Raw genomic sequence first — 20,242 nt, 5'->3', positions numbered from 1 at the left:
CTTTTCACCCTGTTTGTTTTTTATACCATAATGCAATAAACGGACGATCCAAAATTTCTTTACTAAATTTTTTGCTTGTGCGAACCACTTCACCAAGTTGAGCGACCACAGCAATGTCGGCAATGGTCTGAGAGTCTCCAACTAACCATTCACTTTGCGATAAAACTTGTTCGATACGGTCGAGGTGTCTTCTAAACTCCTCTTCAACATTTTCAGCTTTCATTCGGCCTAAACCTTGAAAGAAAAGCTGTGTTTTTAACTCGGCTAAAATAAATCCTTTTACCATTGGTCTTTCATATGCTGGGCGGCCAATACTACTAATACGAATGGCTTCTTTTAGAGCTTCTGGGTCATTTACACGTAAATAGACTTCATAAAAATAGAGAGCTTCATCTGCCCAATCTTCCCACAGCTCTGCAAGTGCTTTTTGATTTGGATCTTCTGGATAAAGCCGTGGTGTATCTGGATAAGCTTCTTCTAGGTAGCGAGCAATTCGGGTACTGTCTTGAATCCGCTGTCCATTATGGTCAATTACAGGTACCTTGCCCACTTTACTGAGTAAAGGAACTTTAGCCCCTAGAATGCCGTTATAGTTCACTGTTTCAAATGAGATTCCTTTAAATTTCAAAATTCTTGAAACTTTCTGACAAAATGGAGAAATTTCCCATTGATGCAAAATAATATCCGACATTTGTTCACCTTTATTTTAATTGCCTGTTAGCTTGCTAGTTCTTTTTTAGAACTAATCAATAAATATACAGAATGTATTTTTAAGTCAAACCATTTTTAATGACGAATAAGTTTTAAAATGCCAAAATTATTTGATTTATATCATTTTATGTTTAGTCATTTTTAATGAATATAATTGAAATTACGCGGAACCATGCGACTAAAATAGAACCGCGTATATTTGATAAATTAATAAGTCACCGTAACAACAACACTATCAGAATAAGTGCCTGGTCTACTTGCGATGGAAGTACCTTGCGGAATTTTTCCATAGACTGGCGTAGTTTGAGCGCTACCTGTTCCTGTGCCAGACACTCCACCCGCCCCTCCAACATTAGTCACGCCTCCTGTAGCATCCCAAACCGTACTATAGTTGGAGTCTTTATATAACTGGTAGGGAATAAATTCATTATTGCTATTAATCATACGTCTAAATCCACCCGCTATACGATTGTTTCCATCTCCTAAATAAATGCTATATGGCGTTCCATAATTACAAGTCGAATTTACAGCTCCTTGTGCTGTGTAATCACGCTTGGTTAGACTAATATCATTTATATTGCCGAAATCTACAGTTGAGGTCGAGTTTAATTGGCACAGACTTGGAACCACAAAATTTGCTGTTAGCAGTGTATCGCCTGAATCCCAGCCACCAAGTAAATCACCACATGACAAACCCAAAAGATCCATATCCCAATACAACCGAACCGAAGCCGTATATGTTCCTTTAGGATAGGCAATGAGTGATCCCGTTCGAGCTGGTACTTTCACATTTACTGAGTAACTCACAATATTATTTGATGCGATTGTTGCTACTGGTCCATACCATACATTAGAGGTTAGATTATTGGTAGAAGACCCCGCTCCACCTACAATTCCGGTTACCGTATAAGGTAATGAAACATTGTTAATTGCATTTGTGGTTCCCGTAAATACGGTTTTCATACACATGAAATTAGAAATCTGGGAAAGTCCTAAATTCGTGCAAGTAATTGTGCCTGAAAGGTTTACAGTTGCATCACTATTAATATTTGCTGCAGTGTAGGTAAAAGTACTATTAGTAGTTCCGCTTACTGTACAAGCAGCATGTGCTGGGCTAAAAAAAGCATAAACGAGATAAAATAAGCAAATGCCTATAAAGTATTTTAAAGACAATGAAAATTTCTTATAGCTCTCTATTTGAGCCTTATTCATAATATTTAATGACATATATAAGGTCCCAATTTCTTAGTTGAGTACTGATTACTGTTATATGTGAAGTCAACTTGGCATGAGCCATGATCCAAAAGATCGACTTCAAGTTTATTTTGCTTTAATAGGTTTTGAATAAATACTTCACTGTCATAGCCAACTACACCATCTTGCTGACCATTAATGCGAACCGTATAACCTGGTAATAACGGTGAATTGTTCGCATCAACAAGTTTGACTAATCCAGAAATGACCTGATGAGCACCAAAGTCAATAAGACCACCTTGGCGATAACCCACTACTGTTTTCTGATCTGTAGACTTCACGCTCCAATTCAAAGGTAGATACGATGGATCTAAATAAATATGGTTTTCCTTATATGGCATGAGGCTTGGAATCAGAAATCTTCCAGAATTATCGGTTACGCCTAAATTTACCCCGCCATTTATAATCTGACTCTTCGGCCCAGCATTGGTCACAACTGCATAGCCATCACCAATTTCATTAGCCGCAAAAATTCGCCCTGCTGCCGCAACCAATGATCCTGTGGCTGAAAGTGCAACTTGGTCGTTATCCCCAATTCGGTTGTATCGACCAGTTAGGTAAGCTGCACGAGCACGGTAAGAAGCATAGACCGATGCATTGTTTTGATTCGCATCCTGATCGCGCTCAACATAACCTCCCCATCCAAATGAACCGATTTGTGGTTCTGATAAGCCGAATATTTCTTGACGGTAACTTGGCTTGCCACCATCATTAGATACACTTGTAATCGCATTGATTCGGGTAGAGGGTGTGTAACGCAGCGCAAAGTAAATGCCATAGTCTTTTTGGTGTTTATAATCTTTATACGCTGACGCATAAAAGCCCCAGTTTTTGTTCAGGCTTCCGCTTAAATTGGCAGACACTAATTTATTAGAGTTGTCGCTATATTTGATCTGGTTATAGCCCAGATAAGCACCATAGCCTGCGTAAAAATTATAGTTAATGCCTGCCCTAAAAATCTCATCTGCCAGCGCACTGTAGCTCAGATAGTTCTGTGGTTCAGGAGTCATCTGGTTATCTTTTAAATATCGAACTTGAGACACACGGGCAAGGTCAAAGTAATTATCAAACACTTTGCGGTAGCTGGTATTAAACGAAATATTCTTACTAATGCGTCCTTCTAAACCCACTAGAGCAGAATAACCGTTTTCATCTTTATACTGACTCGCTGCAATATCAGCATTAATCACCCCAAAACCAAAAAGATTCTTGGCAAAACCAGTGCCTAGATTTGATAGGCCATCTGTTGAAGCCTCTACCCCACCACTTAAGGTCAGCGAATTGCTGTAGCCATATCGAATCGCACCCGAAGCAAAAGTGGCATCATCATAATCGTTGGAAAACAATCCGTAGTTATAGCGTGGAACACCGACATCTACTGAGAATTCGTTAATGCCTTTTGCCAAAATTTTGGATGAAAAATAGTAAGCCTGTTTGGTAATGCTCTGCTGACCCGTTGCATCGGTGGTCACAAGAGTGACTTCATTGCCTGAAATAAACGGGAGCTGTTTAATGTCAAATGGACCTGATGGCACAAGCCCTGAATAAATCTTTTGTTGGTTAACGTATAAATCTAAAGTTGAAGGAAGTGCTGCCGAACCGGAAAATTGTGGGAATGCTGAAGTGACAATATCACCTCGTTGAGTATAAGCACTCGACCATTGAAAACCCGCCAAACGTACACTGCTACCCCAGTCAGAACTATTGGAAATAAAATCCCCTAAGGTATATATCCTGATCTTTTCTGGGTCTACGTACTGCCACTTACTCTCCAAGCGCACCCATTTTTCATGGCTATAACTCGTTTCATTACTACCGTTGTATAAAACACCCGAAGAAAAGTTACCGATTGCGCTGTTAAAGATCCCTTCTGCCGAACCTGAAAAAACATTCTCATCATTGGTTACGGTGTTATACAGACTGTAGTTCAGAATAGCCGCGTTTAAGGGCTTCATTTTCAGCAAATGTTGGCTAGTAGCCTGCTGGCCGCTTAAATCGACTGAGTAACCCGTCAACATGTTGGAAGGAACTTGTAAATTGAGAGCCTGTTCATTCTCTAAATATTTAAATCTGATTCCTTTTAGTTCATTAATACACAACCATTCGCTATCAGGAATGTACTCATCCATTTTCACTCTTAAAGTTTTTAAGGCACCTGAACGAATATATAGTTTTCCATCCTTAGATTGCTTCGCAGCAACTAAGTCTTCAGAGGCATTAGAATTAATAGAAACATTTAAAAATAATTTAATGAAATTAACATCTTGATCCTGCTCATTCGTCTCTAATTGTGTATATTTATTATTACTACCAACAGATTTAGGAACACTGGGAACTGCAGTATTCGTATGATCTTGTAACTGTTCGGCAAAAGAATATGCAGGAAAATACGTAACACATAAGACACCTATAATGTATTTCATATAAGCCTCTTAAAGTGTGGTTTTCTTACCATTAACTGTTAGAGATACGCTGTATTTATGATTTGGTTGATAGGTAAAGTTACTAATCGAGTAACTTCGCGATTGCTCCGCAAGGATATAACCATTTACGGTATTTACTTTAATGGGGTAACTTTTATTCGCTGTTGTATCAACAAGCATTAAATTATTTAAAAGTGCATGCCGGTTTCCAATATTACTAATATTTAAGGAAGGTGCTTCCTGATTTGTATCAATTTTCCAATTCAATTTGGTAATGGCATCTTTATTGACTACAAATACGGGTAAGGATGAGCGCAGTAATACATTTACGCCCTGAGCGGCTTTACGGCTATCAACTGGTTTTGGTAGCTCATCGATAATAATACGATAAGTTTTTTCACCAGAAACAGGTGCTGGATTAATTCTGACTACACGTAAGTTATAAGAATCATTAGACTGTAATTTTAAAAATGGTGGACCAATGGCAATCTCATCTGTAGGTGTTAACTGATCTTGTCCATTTTTTTGAGTCCATTCAAATACGCGAATCTGCAAATCAGTACTTTCATTTGACTGGTTATATAAACTAATTGAAGCTGCATTTTGATTACTTAATATTTCTACATTCACAGGCGAAAGACGGATTGTCGCGGCGTTAATAGAGCTAGATAAAGATAAGAATAATCCCGTAATAATAAAAATATTTTTTTTCATAATTTGCTCAAATATGACTTTTTAATGTATTAGCCCTTTTAAAAGGGCTAATGTATTTTTAATTCATACAAATTAATAAGTTACTGTTACAGTTACACTATCAACATAACTACCTGCGCTTGGCAAAGTTGTACCAGCAGGAATACGGCCATAGACGTTCACTGTCTGAACATTACCAGTCGCAGTCCCACTGTAGGCAGTGGTTGCAATACCTATTGCAGTGGCACGTCCTGTGTCTGAGAAAAGGTTGTAAGGAATATATTCATCGCTAGTGGCTCCACCGATCATACGTCGTTGGGTTGATAAAACATTTTGACCACCATCAAATGATAAAGTCCATGGCACAGTATTATTACAAAGGACTTTAATTGAGGTACCACCTGTCGTGGTGGTATCAGCATCGACATTACTAGCCAGTGAACTTAAAGTACCGAAGTCTAAAACTGCATTTGTTGTCGTTCCGGTTGCAGAGGTATTTAAGACACAACTATTCGTTACGGTTGCCTTAACAGTTAATGTACCTGTTGCTGTAGCTGCATGTGCTGCATTGAGAGAAAATACTCCCGCAACAACTGCTGATAAATAAAAAAAAGTCTTTTTCATGGCCAAAACCTTTTAAACTAAATTGTCGAATTAATAGATATAAAAAATTTAACCCTTATTCTTACAATCATTTTTATTTGACTGCTTTTTTAAAGCTTATTTTTTTATCTACTTTTCATCATAATACATAAAAATAAATAAAATGCATGTTCACGTTATTATTTTTATTTCCAATCGATAAAACAAAGTTACCTAAACTTCCCCTATGGATACAAAAAACAATATTTACAAAACCTAAATATATGATTCAACTTGTTTTAATAAAATTATTAGAAAAAATATTAAGTTAAATTTAAATAAATATTACAGGATTCAGCTCATCTTAAAAAATTAGATACTATTTCTTAATTTATTTATTTTTATATTATTTATCTCTTTAATTTTCATTTTATATTATTTCTTAAAGGTACATCTTCAAAAAATTATTAAATATTATAATTTATACAACAATAAAATGATAAAATTTAAAGCTACACATGAACTACAATAACGATAGTTTTGTTTATTTTAAGCGTTAAATAGCTATTAAATATATAAAAAACAAAGGCCTCTTAAGAAGCCTTTATTTAGTAAATTTAAATAATTAAACGCTTAACATACTATTTAAAGTTTCAGAAACGTTTTTTGATTTCACTTTAGGCTGCAATGCTTGTAAAGCCTGCTGCACGTGAGTACGTTGTGGTTCCGCAAGTGTGTACCAACGTGACAATACCTGTAACAGACGTGAACCTAAAATTGGGTTCTTTTCATCAAGGTATTGTGCAAGGTTAATAAAGTGAGCTACACCAAAGCCCCAAGTGTTTTCAGGGTTATTTGACAACCCTCCACTTACCGCGCGAATACGGTTTGGAGTTGTTAAATCATAGTCAGGATGTTGAGTCAGGTACTCGATTGTTTCTGCTGTCGCATTTGGGTTTGCTGCCTGAATCATGAACCATTGATCTAAAGATAAAGCTTCATCTTTAAAACGGTCATAGAAATCAGCAAGTGCATCTTGAGCTTGAGGTGCATTTTGCCAAACCAACACACGTAATGCCCCTAAGCGTTCAGACATATTACCTGTGTTTTGATATTGCACGTGTGCAAGTTCAAATACAGTTTGATCGCCCTGACGAGCCATCATCATCAGCATAATGTTCTTTAATGCACGCACCCCCATTGCCAAAGAAAATTCTTTTTGCAGGTCTGGATCAAGTGTAAGGTAAGTATCTTTCCAGAATGAACCCAACTCTTGTGCCAAACGATTCAGCAAGGCTTCACGTTTGACATGAATATCGGCTGGTGCATAGTTGTGATCGATACGACTACCCAAATAACCTTCACTTGGTACATCAAACAAACGCGATGCTAAAAGTGGATCTCGACCAACCAACTCTGGCAAAGTACTTTGAATAGCTTGAATGTAAGCATCTGCTGAATGGTCTTCTAGCAAGATACGTTCAAGCAAGGTTTGGGTGGCTTGCCACTGGTTAAAACCATTCGTTTCGTGCTGAATTAAGAATGCTAATTCTTCATCGGTATAATCAAACACAAGATTTACAGGAGCTGAGAAATTACGAAGTAGCGACACCACTGGTTGCTCAGTCACGCCAGTAAATTCAATGGTTGCTTCATCTTGGTCGAACAAGTAAACGCCATCTTTAACATCGTTTACGAATAGGCTGTCACTGTGCAAGGTGTATTGCTCACCTGTTTTCGCATTAAATAAAGCTAAAGCCACAGGAATTGGAACAGCTTTTAAATTTGGGTATTTAGGATGTGCTTTCAGGCTTTGTTTAAAGCTTAAACGGTAAGTTTGTGCTGCTGCATCATATTCACCTTTTGCTTCAAGCTTTGGTGTACCTGGTTGGTTATACCAAGTTAAGAATGCAGATAAATCTACGCCAGAACCCGCTGTTAAAGCAGCAACCCAGTCTTCTACAGTCACGGCTTGGCCATCATGACGGCGGAAATATTCGTCGGTTCCTTGACGGTATTTTTCTTTACCCAACAAAGTCGACATCATGCGGTTAATTTCCGCACCTTTTTCATAGACTGTCGCTGTATAGAAGTTATTAATTTCTACAAAGTGGTCTGGACGTGGCGGATGCGACAATGGACCTGCATCTTCGGGGAACTGATGAGATTTAAGCACAGCGACATCATCAATACGTTGAACCGCAGCAGATTGTAAATCTTCTGAGAAAGATTGATCACGGAATACCGTTAAACCTTCTTTTAAGCAAAGTTGGAACCAGTCACGGCAAGTAATACGGTTCCCTGTCCAGTTATGGAAATATTCATGGGCAATCACAGACTGAACACGCATAATTGCTGCGTCAGTTGTGTATTCTTCATCAGCAAGTACACATGACGTATTAAAGATATTTAAACCTTTATTTTCCATTGCACCCATGTTGAATTGGCTTACCGCAACAATCATATAATTGTCGAGGTCATAGGCACGGCCATAGTGTTCTTCATCCCAACGCATAGAATGCTTTAATGCTTCCATTGCGATATGGCATTTTGGAATGTCTTTCTCAATCGCATAGATTTCTAAAGCAACATCACGCCCTTCAGACGTCGTATAACGATCTTTAAGAACAGCTAAATCACCAATGACACAAGCAAATAAATAGCTTGGTTTTTTAGTCGGGTCTTGCCAGATCGCAAAGTGACGGTTTTCGCCAACTTCACCTGTTTCTAGCAAATTACCATTGGCAAGTAACACTGGATATTTTTTGTCTGCTTCTACACGTGTAGTAAAGACTGAAAGTACGTCTGGACGGTCTGGATAGAACGTAATTTTGCGGAAACCTTCTGGTTCGTTTTGGGTTACAAACAACTCATCGGCTTTATATAAACCTTCTAATTGAGTATTGGTTTCAGGATGAATAATGACTTGTGTTTGTAAAATGACTTCAGCTGGTGCGTTAGTGATCACCAATTGCTCACTATCGAGTGAATATTGTGCAGAAGTAAGAATTTGTCCATTTAACTGAACAGATTGCAACTCAAGATCACGACCAAGTAAAACCAGATCGCCCTCAGTTTGGCGCTTCATCACCAATGTTGAATCAACAATCGTTTTATCGTCATATACTTGAATATCAAGATTAATTGATTCAACTAAAAACGCAGGTTTTTGATAATCTTTTAAATAAACTGTTTGATCTGCCTGAACTGGAGGCTGCGCCGCAATATTCATCTTTATTCCTTATATACTCGTCTAAAACGGCAGTATGAGTCGCCATGAAATATCATACGCCAAGTCATACATACTGTATTTGCTTACCTTTATAAAATTAATGGGACTTTATTGATACATTTCAAATTAGAATCTGGTTTTATTAGCACAGATTAGACCAAATTTACGATAATCGTTGTTTATATAAGCAATCTATACAATAAAAATAAAATACCTTTAGCTTTTAACATTTTTTAGAGTCAGCTTACATTTTGGGCATGGTTCTTGCCTATTTAAATAGACCAATATGGGTATTTCAATAAGAGCAAGAGGTGTCAATATGGAATTAAAAGCACATTTTCATCGTTTAGAAAATATTAAAGCAATTCATGATCTATCAGCAGCAGGACTTGATCACCATGTGATTGCAGTGTTCTTAACTGCGGAAGGTGTTTCTATTACGACTCAGGAGGTTAGTGCCATCGTGAATACTTATGATGCACTCGGCAAAGTAAAATTACCAAGTAAAAAAGTACAGGCACTTATCAATGCTAAAAAACTTGGACAGACCGATGAGAACCTTCCGTGCCCTGTTTAATGAACCATTTAACACGCGATAAAGACCTAAAATCTCAATATAGTTTTTAGGTCTTTTTATTTTAACAACAAACGAAATTAGCAATCTCAGCCATCTACAGTGCGGCTGTGTATAATAGCCCCATCATTTTTCATTTTATGTTCGGAGCAAAATGGCCTTACAAATTCTACAGAAACAACTGGATGAAAGTAGCCATTGTCCTCTCTGCCAAGCTTCAATGTACTGGGTAGATGCCGAGCAATTTGAACAAGACGTTCAATTTCATGAATGCAGTCATTGTCAGCATCGCATATTTAAAGATGAAAGAATGACTTGCCACTGTGATCAGTGTACAAAACAACGTAAAAAGCTTTTACAACAAACACGCCTACAAGAACAACGCCAATTTAAGTCAAAAGAGCAGCCACAACGCAGTCTGGAACAGCTTAGCTTCTTACATAAACTTTTCTTGCTGAGCCTTTTAGATGAATATGCGCGTGAAGAGATTACTCATGATGAATATATTCATTGGGACAAAGTTAAATACCATCCCATTACCCCTAACTGGATGTTTCAGAGCTATTTAATTAAACAGTTGCATAAAGATGGAATTTTGAATGCAAATGATCAAACTGATGATCCACAGTGTTTTCACTTAAATATTCGTTTAGATGGTTATAGCGATCCAAGTTTATTTAGTGTGGCTCAACAACTACGTAATTGGTTTTATGAAAATTTAAGTTTCGGCGTTCCCTTTCGCAGTGCAGACGAAGTGAAAGACGTACTTTTTCAAGTGCTCTATCAAGAAATTATCCAGTTTATGCAGTTCTATTGTCGAACTTGGGGGATCCAAATTGCGGGCAATACAAATTTTCAAAGCTTTTGTTATCGTTTAATGGATTCACTCGCAATTGGACAAATTTATTATCTAGTACAGACTGCGCTCGAATATCTTTATAAGCAAAAAGCCTTACAGCCCCGTAATGATAAATTTATTAACACCAACCTATTAAAGAAAACTTTAGAACAATATCGCGAGAGAGCATTAACTGAGAAGTGGGAAACTTCCATGCTACCTCGTCCCCACAATATTCCTTATAGTAAAATGAGCTACATTCTATTGAACCGTTTCTTAGGTTATGACGAACAGATATTTGTGCAGCCTGTATGGAAAGCATGGCGAAAAATTGAACCACGTTTAAATTTTTATTCTGTGAAACGTTGTATGTATTGTGGCTCAAATGATTTAAGCGTTGACTATGATGCCGCAGATTATGTGTCTTTGATTTGCCAAAAATGTAAGCATCAAGACCACTATTTTACCCACTAAATCTATATCACTTTAGCTTACTAGGGATAATAATATGACATCGACATCTAGTTTGATTGAACAGGTCATTGAAGCTTGGCAGAACATGCAGGCAAAAACGCCTCTTGTGCAATGTATTACCAATAGCGTTGCAGCTAACTATACAGCCAATGTATTACTCGCTTCTGGTGCTTCACCTGCGATGATTGATAATCCTTATGAAGCAGAAAGTTTTACTAAAATTTCATCAGCTTTAAGCATTAATTTAGGTACTCCCACCTCAGAGCAAATGCAAGCTATGCAAATTTCTGCAAAAACGGCGCAAATGAGTAATATTCCCTGGGTGCTTGATCCTGTGGGCTATGGGCCAGTTTTAGCTTGGCGCAGTCAAATGACAGATGAACTTTTACAGTTCAAGCCGAGTGTTATTCGTGGTAATGCTTCAGAAATCAGTACACTTGCAGGTAATCAAGTTCAATCTAAAGGTGTTGATAGTACCCTAAGCAGTGATGATGCCTATCGACAAGCTTACGCGCTATTAGTACATACCGACTGTATCGCAATTTCAGGTGAATCAGATTACATTTTATCTAAAGAACTAGATGTTGTTATCCAAGTTAACGGTGGAAGTCCCTTACAACCTAAAATTACAGCAACTGGTTGTGCTTTAGGTGCATTAATCGCTGCATATAGTGCGGTAACGACTCCAACCATTGCAGCGCTTTCAGCCCATGTACATTTTGCAATTGCGGGTAAACTTGCTGCCAATCAGGCACAAACCATGGGAAGTTTTAGTACCATTTTTATGGACTATATTCATATGTTAGATGATAACCTGATTGAGCAATATGCAAATATAAAACTATTAGGTTTAAAGGCATAACCGCAAGTTATGCCTGTGTCCCACTACTCTTACTTTAAAAGTAAGTAGATATCTGTAATAAGATCACACTCTTTCACATCATGCACAAAGTTATGATAGTGAAAGAAAACTGGATATTCCCCTGCTTCTTCGGGTTGCTCAGGTAACCAGTTTCTAAAGATGTAATAAACACTATCTTTAATCTGGTCGTGACTACCCAAATGTCTTACAGTCGCATAACGACCTGCAGGAATTTCACCTGTTTGTACGCCGTAACTATTTTCGGGTACAGCCTTTTCAATTGAACCAGCAATATCAAATCTAAATTCGTCAGATGGAGTCTGCTCAGGGTCAGCAAACGGAATACCATAAGTTCTAGACTTGTTCACAGGCGACAAACCTGTTTCTTTGCGCCAAGCAATAAAACGTGCAGCGGTTTCAAAGACTTTATCTGGACTGCCTAAATGAGACAGATAGGCAATCTTTTCAGCAGGACGCTCAACAATATTTACATTCATTTTTAGCTCACTCTTTGGAAGTGTAAAAACAAACTTCTGGTGCCAAGATTCCCAGTCTGGTTTATCTCTAAAAGCCCGAGGAGTTTGATCAAATGAACGCTTAAATGCACGAGTAAATGCCTCTGGACTGTCAAACCCTGCATGCAATGCAATCTGAATAATCTTGAGATCAGGTTCAAAAGCCAATTGAAAAGAGGCCCGCTTTAAACGAGAAAGTTGAATAAACTTCATCACATTTAAACCAATATGAATGGCAAAAATACGATGAAAATGAAACTTAGATAAAGCCGCAATCTGGCTCAATCGGTCAACATCCAAATCTTCGTCTAAATGTCTTTGAATATAATCGCAAACCAGTTGCAGCTTTTGTATATATACAGCCATACATTTATGTCTGTTCATTCGATAGCACTACTTTTACATAGTGCTGATCTCTATTCTTGATCGAAATTGCGCTTTTAAGTGTTATACAACTTGTTTAAAATAATCTTCTCTTGGCATATCGACAAGCTCAACGCACAATTGAATTTCTTTATTAAACTCTTGTTGTAAATAATTTTTATTGCTGAGTGCCGTTAATAGCTGATCGCCAATGAGCTGTTTTTGTTCAGCAGTTCTTCCAGACAAAATATAAACTTTTACATGAATATAAGCTTGATCAGCTCCTAAGCCAATCAGGAAAACCTCGTCTTTACGCGCACGGCTTTTAATGTCTTCTGGACTAAATAGCTCTGTCTCAATCAGTGTGGTATTAATTTCTTCAAGTAATTGTTTTGCGTTTAATCCAGTTAAATTATCTGAATAATCAACTACAACGTGCGGCATAGCCACCTCAATTTATGTAATAAGTAATTAAGCCAATTAAACTTTACTCAATAAATAATAAAGCTAATCGAACCTGATCATATCCCATTCGTGGACTAGTTGCTTCAACGATTGGTCTTAGTTTGATCGAACCGTCATCAGAAAAATGATCTGGATTTTGACGTTTTTTCAGCTTCTTATAAATTTTACGAATTTCTTCGACCACTTCTTCACCCGGATGGGCAACCGAAATATCCAGCTTTTGTTCTTTATGAAGTCGAGCCAAATGATTAATGATGGTTGCTGGTGTCAGACCACGCTCATGCGCGATGTCTTCAATTTCATAGCCTTCTTCAAACAACGCACGGGTCTCGTCTAGCGTTGCGGTAGCGTAATTTTGCTTTCCACCTTTTGCGAGTTTCTTCTCATTACGAGAAATCTCAGTTTCATTTAAAGTGCCGCCACAGTGACGAATAAAGGCTTTATGCTGAGCAGTTAAATCTACATCTGCAAAGTTGTCTTCAGCTTCTTTAGAAAGCTCTTGGAAACGACGATCAGCTTTTACAGCTAAACTATCTAACTCTAAAGCTTGCTCGTTAATCCCTAATAACTTCAGACCAGTTAAAGATTTTAAACGCGACAATGCTACATAACCCTGACCTTTTTCGAAGGTATTCGTGAGGTTAATTTCAGCAGCTTCTAAAGTCATGCCTTGGCTTTTATGAATGGTAATTGCCCACGCTAAACGAAGTGGAATTTGCTGAAAACTTGCAATCACTTTACCCGCTTCGTTTTCAACTGACCATGTTTCAGGAGCAACCAGCAAAGTGGTGCCATCGGTTAGTTTTACCTTTGGTAATAAGCCATTTTCGTCATCTTCTTCAAAGCCAATAACTTCACCTAAACTCCCGTTGATATATCCCATATCAAAGTTGTTTTTTACGAACATGACTTTTGCATGTTTCTTTAGGGTGAGTTCTTCTGGGGCGCGTACCGAAGATTTTAAAGTTTCTACCAGTTTTTCATTACCGTCTAAAACGGCATTGAATTGATGCCCTTCGTTATCAATTTCATTTAAGTGCTGATAATTGATATTGTCGACATCCATATTGTGCGTATAAAGACGAGTAAAGGTCTCACCAATATCATGCGAGCGTGATTGACGCAGTGCTTGTAAATGATCTGATTGAATATTCTGCGCACGAATGGCATTTAAAATCTGATTAAGAATTTCATCATCTTGCCGGTGTTGTTCCGTTAAATAACATACGCGAAATTTGGCTTCGACCCATGCATCAGACATAAAACAGAACTTGTCACGGTTGGCTTCACTATTACGTCCAACGGGTGGCAACTGAAAGAAATCTCCAGCCACAATGACTTGAATACCGCCAAAAGCTTCATCACTTTCTTTAAAATACTTTAAAACCTGATTGACCAGATTAAGCTGCTTAGCATGCAGCATCGAAATTTCATCAATGACGAGAACTTGAGCATTTTCAAGGTGTTCCTTGAGATATTTACGCTCTTTCATACGTTTTAGGTCATCGTCAGTTAACTGATCTTTAATGCCAATGCCCGCCCATGTATGAATGGTCATGCCGTTCATATGTGTTGCAGCAATACCTGTAGATGCCGTAATTGCCACAGGCACTTTACGTGCTTTTAGGTATTGGATGTACTGATTAAGTGTATAGGTTTTCCCTGCACCAGCCGAACCGGTTAAAAAGACATTTTCACCTGCTTTAAGCAGTTTAAGCGCAGTTTCCTGTTTCATAATCTCATAAGTACATCTTCAACAGCCCATAGCTTAACGACTTTCCCGAAAAAATTAAATGAATGCGCCAGAATTTCTGTAAAATCATTATAAATCAATAACTAATAATAAAATAATATTTGGTAGGTTTTTGGTAGGTAGGAAAATAATCTTCACATCACAATACTAAGGCCATGGTGAGGCTCACCTGTAATAACAAACAATGGATTTATGGAAGAAGGAATCACTCCATGGCTTTTAAAAATATTGCAGATCAAACAAACGGTTTTTATATTCCATGCGTATCACTCTTTGGACCAGGATGTGCTAAAGAAATTGGTACAAAGGCACAAAACCTCGGCGCAAAAAAAGCATTAATTGTGACCGATGAAGGCTTGTTTAAATTTGGTGTCGCAGATCTTATCGCAAACTATTTAACTGAAGCAGGCGTTGCGAGCCATATTTTCCCAGGTGCAGAACCTAACCCAACCGATATTAATGTTCATAACGGTGTAAATGCCTATAACGAAAATGGCTGTGACTTTATTGTCTCTCTAGGTGGCGGTTCATCTCATGACTGTGCAAAAGGGATTGGATTAGTCACTGCTGGTGGTGGCCATATTCGTGACTATGAAGGTATTGATAAAAGCAAAGTGCCAATGACACCACTCATTGCAGTGAACACAACGGCTGGTACTGCATCTGAAATGACTCGTTTCTGTATTATTACCAATACAGACACTCACGTAAAAATGGCAATTGTTGACTGGCGTTGTACACCACTTATTGCCATTGATGACCCGAAACTCATGATTGCAAAACCGGCTGGTTTAACAGCGGCAACGGGTATGGATGCATTAACCCATGCAGTTGAAGCTTATGTTTCTACAGCGGCAAACCCAATTACTGATGCGTGTGCAGAAAAAGCGATTACGATGATTAGCCAGTGGCTCCAACCTGCTGTCGCAAATGGTGAAAACATCGAAGCGCGTGATGCAATGAGCTATGCACAGTACTTGGCTGGTATGGCATTTAACAACGCATCTTTAGGTTATGTTCACGCAATGGCTCACCAGTTGGGCGGTTTCTACAACCTACCTCATGGCGTGTGTAACGCAATATTATTACCGCATGTCTGCGAATTTAACTTAATTGCTTGCCCAGATCGTTACGCAAAAATCGCCGAGTTAATGGGTGTAAGAACTCACGGGTTAACAGTGATGGAAGCTGCATATGCTGCAATTGATGCCATTCGTAAACTGTCTTCATCAATTGGTATTCCATCTGGTTTAACAGAGCTTGGTGTGAAAACCGAAGACCTTGCAGTGATGGCAGATAATGCTCAAAAAGATGCATGTATGTTGACCAACCCTCGTAAAGCAAACCATGCTCAAGTTGTGGAGATTTTTAAAGCAGCACTTTAATCCTGATGTAATAGTTTGTCCCTCTAGTAAGTCAAATCCCTCCGACCGGTGACTTACTTTTTTAGGGAATACTTAGCTCCAGCGGTATTCCCTTTTTTTAAGAACGATACTTCAACCTTCTCTAAACCTGATTGACAATTCGCCCATTTCATTGAAGGATACTCTGCATGTCTTAATTACAATAGCTCGATAAAAATGAATACATCTTCAGCTAATCAAACTTATGTTCCAGATATTTTAGGTACTGGCTACGAACAGGTAACACTCAACTTTCCTAATGATTACGAAGGAAAAGTTGTAGCTACCTTAGTGCGTAAAAAGGCCGCTCAATCGACTCAAAAAGCCGTGCTGTATATTCATGGTTTTTTAGATTATTTCTTTCAAACCGAAATGGCTGAGCAATTCAATGCACATGGTTATGACTTCTACGCACTCGACTTAAGAAAATATGGTCGCTCAAAGCTGCCTCATCAAATTTTTTATAATGTGCTTGATTTAAATGAATACGATGCGGAAATTACACAAGCATTAGAGATTATTGGCAAAGAACAGCACACCCAAGTCTTGCTTGCAGGTCATTCAACTGGTGGTTTAACGGCGACGCTTTATGCTGCCCATAACCCAAACCACCCTCTGATTAAAGGACTTTGGGCAAATAGTCCGTTTTATGACTTCAATTTAAGTCTAGTCGAAAAGAAATTTGGCATTCCAGTACTTAGTCGAGTAGGAAAATATCTGCCAAAAGTTAAATTTCCAAGTCAATTAAACAAATGGTATACCGCGAGCCTTCACAAACAGCTCAAGGGCGAATGGGACTTTAATCTGGACTGGAAACCTACCTCTGCCCCGACAGTTCAACTCAGTTTTTTACATGCGATTCATACAGCACAAAAAGAAATACATCGCGGGTTTAAACTCAATGTTCCCGCACTCATCATGCATTCCCACCAAACTAAAAACCCTAAAAAATGGGGAGCAGATGCGACTCAAAGCGATGTAATTTTAGACGTTAAAGACATTGAAAAATTTGGTAAAAAAATCAAAGGCGATGTCTCTGTTGTCTCTATTCATAATGGATTGCATGATTTAGTCCTTTCGGCCCAGCCAGTACGAGAACAAGTCTATCAACAATTGTTTCAATGGCTGGATCAAAAAATCACTTAACTGAGCTTAGGTGAGTCAAGGTATTTCATCAGCAATTGATGCGCAGGATGTTCGCTCGGAACTAACTCCATAAGACGTTCTACCGCATCGATTGCTTCAGGGAAATGAGCTAAATGCTTGAGTAATAAATCCGTTTCTTGCGTTTTAAAAATCGCATCACTTAAACGTGATTCAAGGCAGTCACGCCATGCGCACAAAAACGGACTTTCAGTTTTTGCCAGAAATACACCTGTGTAAAGCTGCAAAGCCGAGGCTGCATATCCTGCATCGAGTGCTTGTTCAGCTTGTAAAAAATCAGCTTCAACATGCACCAGCAAACGATAGGGACGTGAACCAAGTAAACCACCCAAAATATCTCGTAGTTGAGACATTTCAGCTTTAAGCGTACCCATACTGACTTTACGTTCGCCATAGAGCGCCTGATAAAGATGCTCTAAAGTTAAGCCATGAGGACATAACGCCAATATGGTTAAAATTTCAATTTGACGCGGTGTTAATAACAAACTTTTGCCATTAAATTTAACTTGTGGCGTCGAAAATGCACGAATATGTAATTGTTGGCGTTGCTGCTCTAGCAAAGCAGACTGAATAATGGATGCACAACGTTCAGCAGCCAATATTCCTAAACTATTATGGTTCTTCCAAGTGGTTGATAAATCAACGACACCTAGGGTTTGTTTTGAGTATGGATCAATAATCGGTGCGGCATAACACACCCACTCATGAATCGATTCCATATAGTGTTCATTTGAAAAAACACAGCTTGATTGTTGAGTTTTTAAAGATAAAGCCAAGGCATTTGTGCCTACAAATTCTTCACGCCACTGTCCACCCTGCACAAAATGTACACGTTCAGCAGCACTTTGCATTTGAGCACTTGGTGCCGTCCAAATGATCGTACTGCCAATGTCACCGACAGCAATCACCATTGAAGATTGCTCTGCAATATGACGTAAATCGTTGGCACATTGGCTTAAAGCCATATCTAAAGCATTTTGTGAAGCAGATTTTTTTTCGACTAAAGGAGCCGCAAAACGCTCTTTAGGAATCGCAGCAGAAGCTGATCGTTCCCATGAGCTTGCAATACTTTGGCCGAGTTTGGCAGCATTCTGAGGAGAGAGACTATTTTGCGTGCGCAGTTGATCAATCAACGTCCGTTGCTGCAATAAATCCTTTTTTGTGAACATTTGTAAATTCCTTATATATCCACATTTCTATTCCAACCTTTCTCCAACCTTCTTCTTTATATCCTAATTATACAAAGTACGAAAGTACCTACTGACAGGGTTCTTGTTAGTCTTTAGTCCTAAAAAGCAAAGGAATATTTATATGCGCTATATCGATCCAAATCAACCAGGCTCAAAAGTTCAATTTAAATCACAATACGAAAATTTTATTGGCGGTGAATGGGTAGCACCTGTAAAAGGTGCATATTTTGACAATGTATCTCCTGTTGACGGAAAAGCTTTTACACGTATTCCACGCTCTAGTGCCGAAGATATCGAACTCGCTCTAGATGCAGCGCACAAAGCGAAAGCAACATGGAATAAAGCATCACCAACAGTACGCTCAAATATCCTTTTAAAAATTGCTGATCGTTTAGAAGCAAATCTTGAAATGCTTGCTGTTGCAGAAACTTGGGATAACGGTAAAGCAGTCCGTGAAACTTTAGCAGCTGACCTTCCACTTGCGATTGACCATTTCCGTTATTTCGCTGGATGTATTCGTGCTCAAGAAGGCGGCATCTCTGAAATTGATGAAGATACCATTGCGTATCATTTCCATGAACCACTCGGCGTAGTTGGTCAAATCATTCCATGGAACTTCCCGATTTTGATGGCAGCATGGAAACTTGCACCTGCTTTAGCAGCTGGTAACTGTGTTGTGATTAAGCCAGCTGAGCAAACTCCAGTGGGCATTTTGTTGGTGGCTGAACTCATCCAAGATATTTTACCACCAGGTGTACTTAATATTGTTAATGGTTTCGGTTCAGAAGTCGGCCGACCTTTAGCGACAAACCCACGTATTGCCAAAATCGCGTTCACAGGTTCAACTCAAACTGGACAAATGGTGATGCAATATGCGACCGAAAATATTATTCCAGTCACATTAGAACTTGGCGGTAAATCACCAAACCTTTTCTTTGAAGATATCATGGATAAAGAAGATGACTTCCTAGAGAAAACGCTTGAAGGTTTTGCCATGTTTGCCTTAAACCAAGGTGAAGTATGTACTTGCCCTTCTCGTGCTTTAGTACAAGAAAGTATTGCTGATCAGTTCTTGGAAATGGCTGTCGAGCGCGTAAAACGTATCAAAACGGGTCACCCACTTGATACTGAAACAATGATTGGTGCTCAAGCATCTCTACAACAACAAGAGAAAATCTTACGTTGTATTAACACTGGTCGTGAAGAAGGTGCAGAACTCTTACTTGGTGGTAGTGGCCGTAAAGAAGTAGGCGATGGTTACTATGTTGATCCAACTATTTTTAAAGGTCACAATGGCATGCAAGTTTTCCAAGAAGAAATTTTTGGACCTGTACTTGCTGTGACAACGTTCAAAGACTTTGACGATGCAATTAAAATTGCCAATGACACCATGTATGGTTTAGGTGCAGGTGTATGGTCACGTTCAGCTCACATTTCTTACCGTGCTGGTCGTGCTATTGAAGCTGGCCGTGTTTGGACCAACTGCTATAACATTTACCCTGCACATGCTGCATTTGGTGGTTACAAGAAGTCTGGTATTGGCCGCGAAAACCATAAGATGATGCTAGATCATTATCAACAAACTAAAAACTTGTTGGTGAGTTATTCAACTAAACCAATGGGCTTCTTCTAAGTTTCGCACCAAGTTGATACCAAACTATCAACACTAGAAAGAAGTAAGATGACTAATTATATAAGAAGCCAGTAATTTAGATTGCTGGCTTCTTTGTATGGTGCCAATAAGCT

The 20,242-nt window shown here is 38.6% G+C and carries 16 protein-coding genes; 6 read left to right on the top strand and 10 right to left on the bottom strand.

Going from position 1 to position 20,242, the window contains the following annotated elements:
• Nucleotides 1–4: 4 nt before the first annotated feature.
• From F968_RS06950 to pepN, 6 genes are all read right to left on the bottom strand, one after another.
• Nucleotides 5–691 (bottom strand): glutathione S-transferase, encoded by a 687-nt coding sequence (locus tag F968_RS06950; protein WP_004791623.1) that lies wholly within the window; start codon nt 689–691, stop codon nt 5–7.
• 227 nt (nt 692–918) lie between these two features.
• Nucleotides 919–1,938: a Csu type fimbrial protein gene (locus F968_RS06945; protein WP_004791621.1), complete on the bottom strand. Its 1,020-nt coding sequence runs from the start codon at nt 1,936–1,938 to the stop codon at nt 919–921.
• Complete coding sequence (locus F968_RS06940) at nt 1,929–4,388, bottom strand: fimbria/pilus outer membrane usher protein (protein WP_004791619.1); 2,460 nt, start codon at nt 4,386–4,388, stop codon at nt 1,929–1,931. Before F968_RS06940 ends, F968_RS06945 begins: the two co-directional genes overlap by 10 nt.
• A gap of 9 nt (nt 4,389–4,397) precedes the next feature.
• A complete protein-coding gene (locus F968_RS06935; protein WP_004791617.1) occupies nt 4,398–5,102 on the bottom strand; it encodes a fimbrial biogenesis chaperone in 705 nt (234 codons plus the stop codon).
• A 72-nt stretch (nt 5,103–5,174) separates the two neighbouring features.
• Entirely contained in the window at nt 5,175–5,711 is a 537-nt protein-coding gene (locus F968_RS06930; RefSeq protein ID WP_085944186.1) for a Csu type fimbrial protein, read from the bottom strand.
• A 577-nt stretch (nt 5,712–6,288) separates the two neighbouring features.
• Entirely contained in the window at nt 6,289–8,895 is a 2,607-nt protein-coding gene (gene pepN, locus F968_RS06925; protein ID WP_004791612.1) for an aminopeptidase N, read from the bottom strand.
• Nucleotides 8,896–9,214: 319 nt separating this feature from the next.
• On the opposite strand from pepN, the gene F968_RS06920 reads away from it, so the two are divergent.
• The 3 genes from F968_RS06920 (at nt 9,215) to thiM (ending at nt 11,643) form a co-directional block, all read left to right on the top strand.
• The gene (locus F968_RS06920) at nt 9,215–9,472 is read left to right on the top strand and encodes a hypothetical protein (protein ID WP_004791611.1); all 258 of its coding nucleotides are present in this window, start codon (nt 9,215–9,217) and stop codon (nt 9,470–9,472) included.
• A gap of 151 nt (nt 9,473–9,623) precedes the next feature.
• The gene (locus F968_RS06915; RefSeq protein WP_004791609.1) at nt 9,624–10,781 is read left to right on the top strand and encodes a hypothetical protein; all 1,158 of its coding nucleotides are present in this window, start codon (nt 9,624–9,626) and stop codon (nt 10,779–10,781) included.
• Nucleotides 10,782–10,815: 34 nt separating this feature from the next.
• A complete protein-coding gene (thiM, locus tag F968_RS06910) occupies nt 10,816–11,643 on the top strand; it encodes a hydroxyethylthiazole kinase (protein ID WP_004791607.1) in 828 nt (275 codons plus the stop codon).
• A gap of 29 nt (nt 11,644–11,672) precedes the next feature.
• Here thiM and F968_RS06905 read toward each other — a convergent pair whose 3' ends face one another.
• From F968_RS06905 to F968_RS06895, 3 genes are all read right to left on the bottom strand, one after another.
• The gene (locus F968_RS06905; protein WP_034596164.1) at nt 11,673–12,524 is read right to left on the bottom strand and encodes an AraC family transcriptional regulator; all 852 of its coding nucleotides are present in this window, start codon (nt 12,522–12,524) and stop codon (nt 11,673–11,675) included.
• Between the two features lie 81 nt (nt 12,525–12,605).
• Entirely contained in the window at nt 12,606–12,965 is a 360-nt protein-coding gene (locus F968_RS06900; protein ID WP_004791603.1) for a 5-carboxymethyl-2-hydroxymuconate Delta-isomerase, read from the bottom strand.
• Nucleotides 12,966–13,008: 43 nt separating this feature from the next.
• The gene (locus F968_RS06895) at nt 13,009–14,721 is read right to left on the bottom strand and encodes an AAA family ATPase (RefSeq protein ID WP_004791601.1); all 1,713 of its coding nucleotides are present in this window, start codon (nt 14,719–14,721) and stop codon (nt 13,009–13,011) included.
• 230 nt (nt 14,722–14,951) lie between these two features.
• Here F968_RS06895 and mdh point away from each other — a divergent pair, with 230 nt between their 5' ends.
• Complete coding sequence (mdh, locus tag F968_RS06890; protein WP_004791599.1) at nt 14,952–16,124, top strand: iron-dependent methanol dehydrogenase; 1,173 nt, start codon at nt 14,952–14,954, stop codon at nt 16,122–16,124.
• A 195-nt stretch (nt 16,125–16,319) separates the two neighbouring features.
• Entirely contained in the window at nt 16,320–17,288 is a 969-nt protein-coding gene (locus F968_RS06885; protein ID WP_004791598.1) for an alpha/beta hydrolase, read from the top strand.
• Here the strand turns inward: F968_RS06885 and F968_RS06880 are convergent.
• Complete coding sequence (locus F968_RS06880; RefSeq protein ID WP_004791596.1) at nt 17,285–18,475, bottom strand: helix-turn-helix domain-containing protein; 1,191 nt, start codon at nt 18,473–18,475, stop codon at nt 17,285–17,287. The two genes, F968_RS06885 and F968_RS06880, sit on opposite strands and share 4 nt — an antisense overlap.
• 142 nt (nt 18,476–18,617) lie before the next feature.
• Here F968_RS06880 and F968_RS06875 point away from each other — a divergent pair, with 142 nt between their 5' ends.
• Complete coding sequence (locus tag F968_RS06875; protein WP_004791594.1) at nt 18,618–20,129, top strand: acetaldehyde dehydrogenase ExaC; 1,512 nt, start codon at nt 18,618–18,620, stop codon at nt 20,127–20,129.
• Nucleotides 20,130–20,242 lie beyond the last annotated feature (113 nt).

Origin of the sequence: Acinetobacter sp. NIPH 817, assembly GCF_000368405.1 — a bacterium.
In the GTDB taxonomy this organism is placed as follows: Bacteria; Pseudomonadota; Gammaproteobacteria; order Pseudomonadales; family Moraxellaceae; genus Acinetobacter.
Note: the sequence above shows the minus strand (reverse complement) of the source record. Positions and strands in the feature narration are given on the sequence as shown.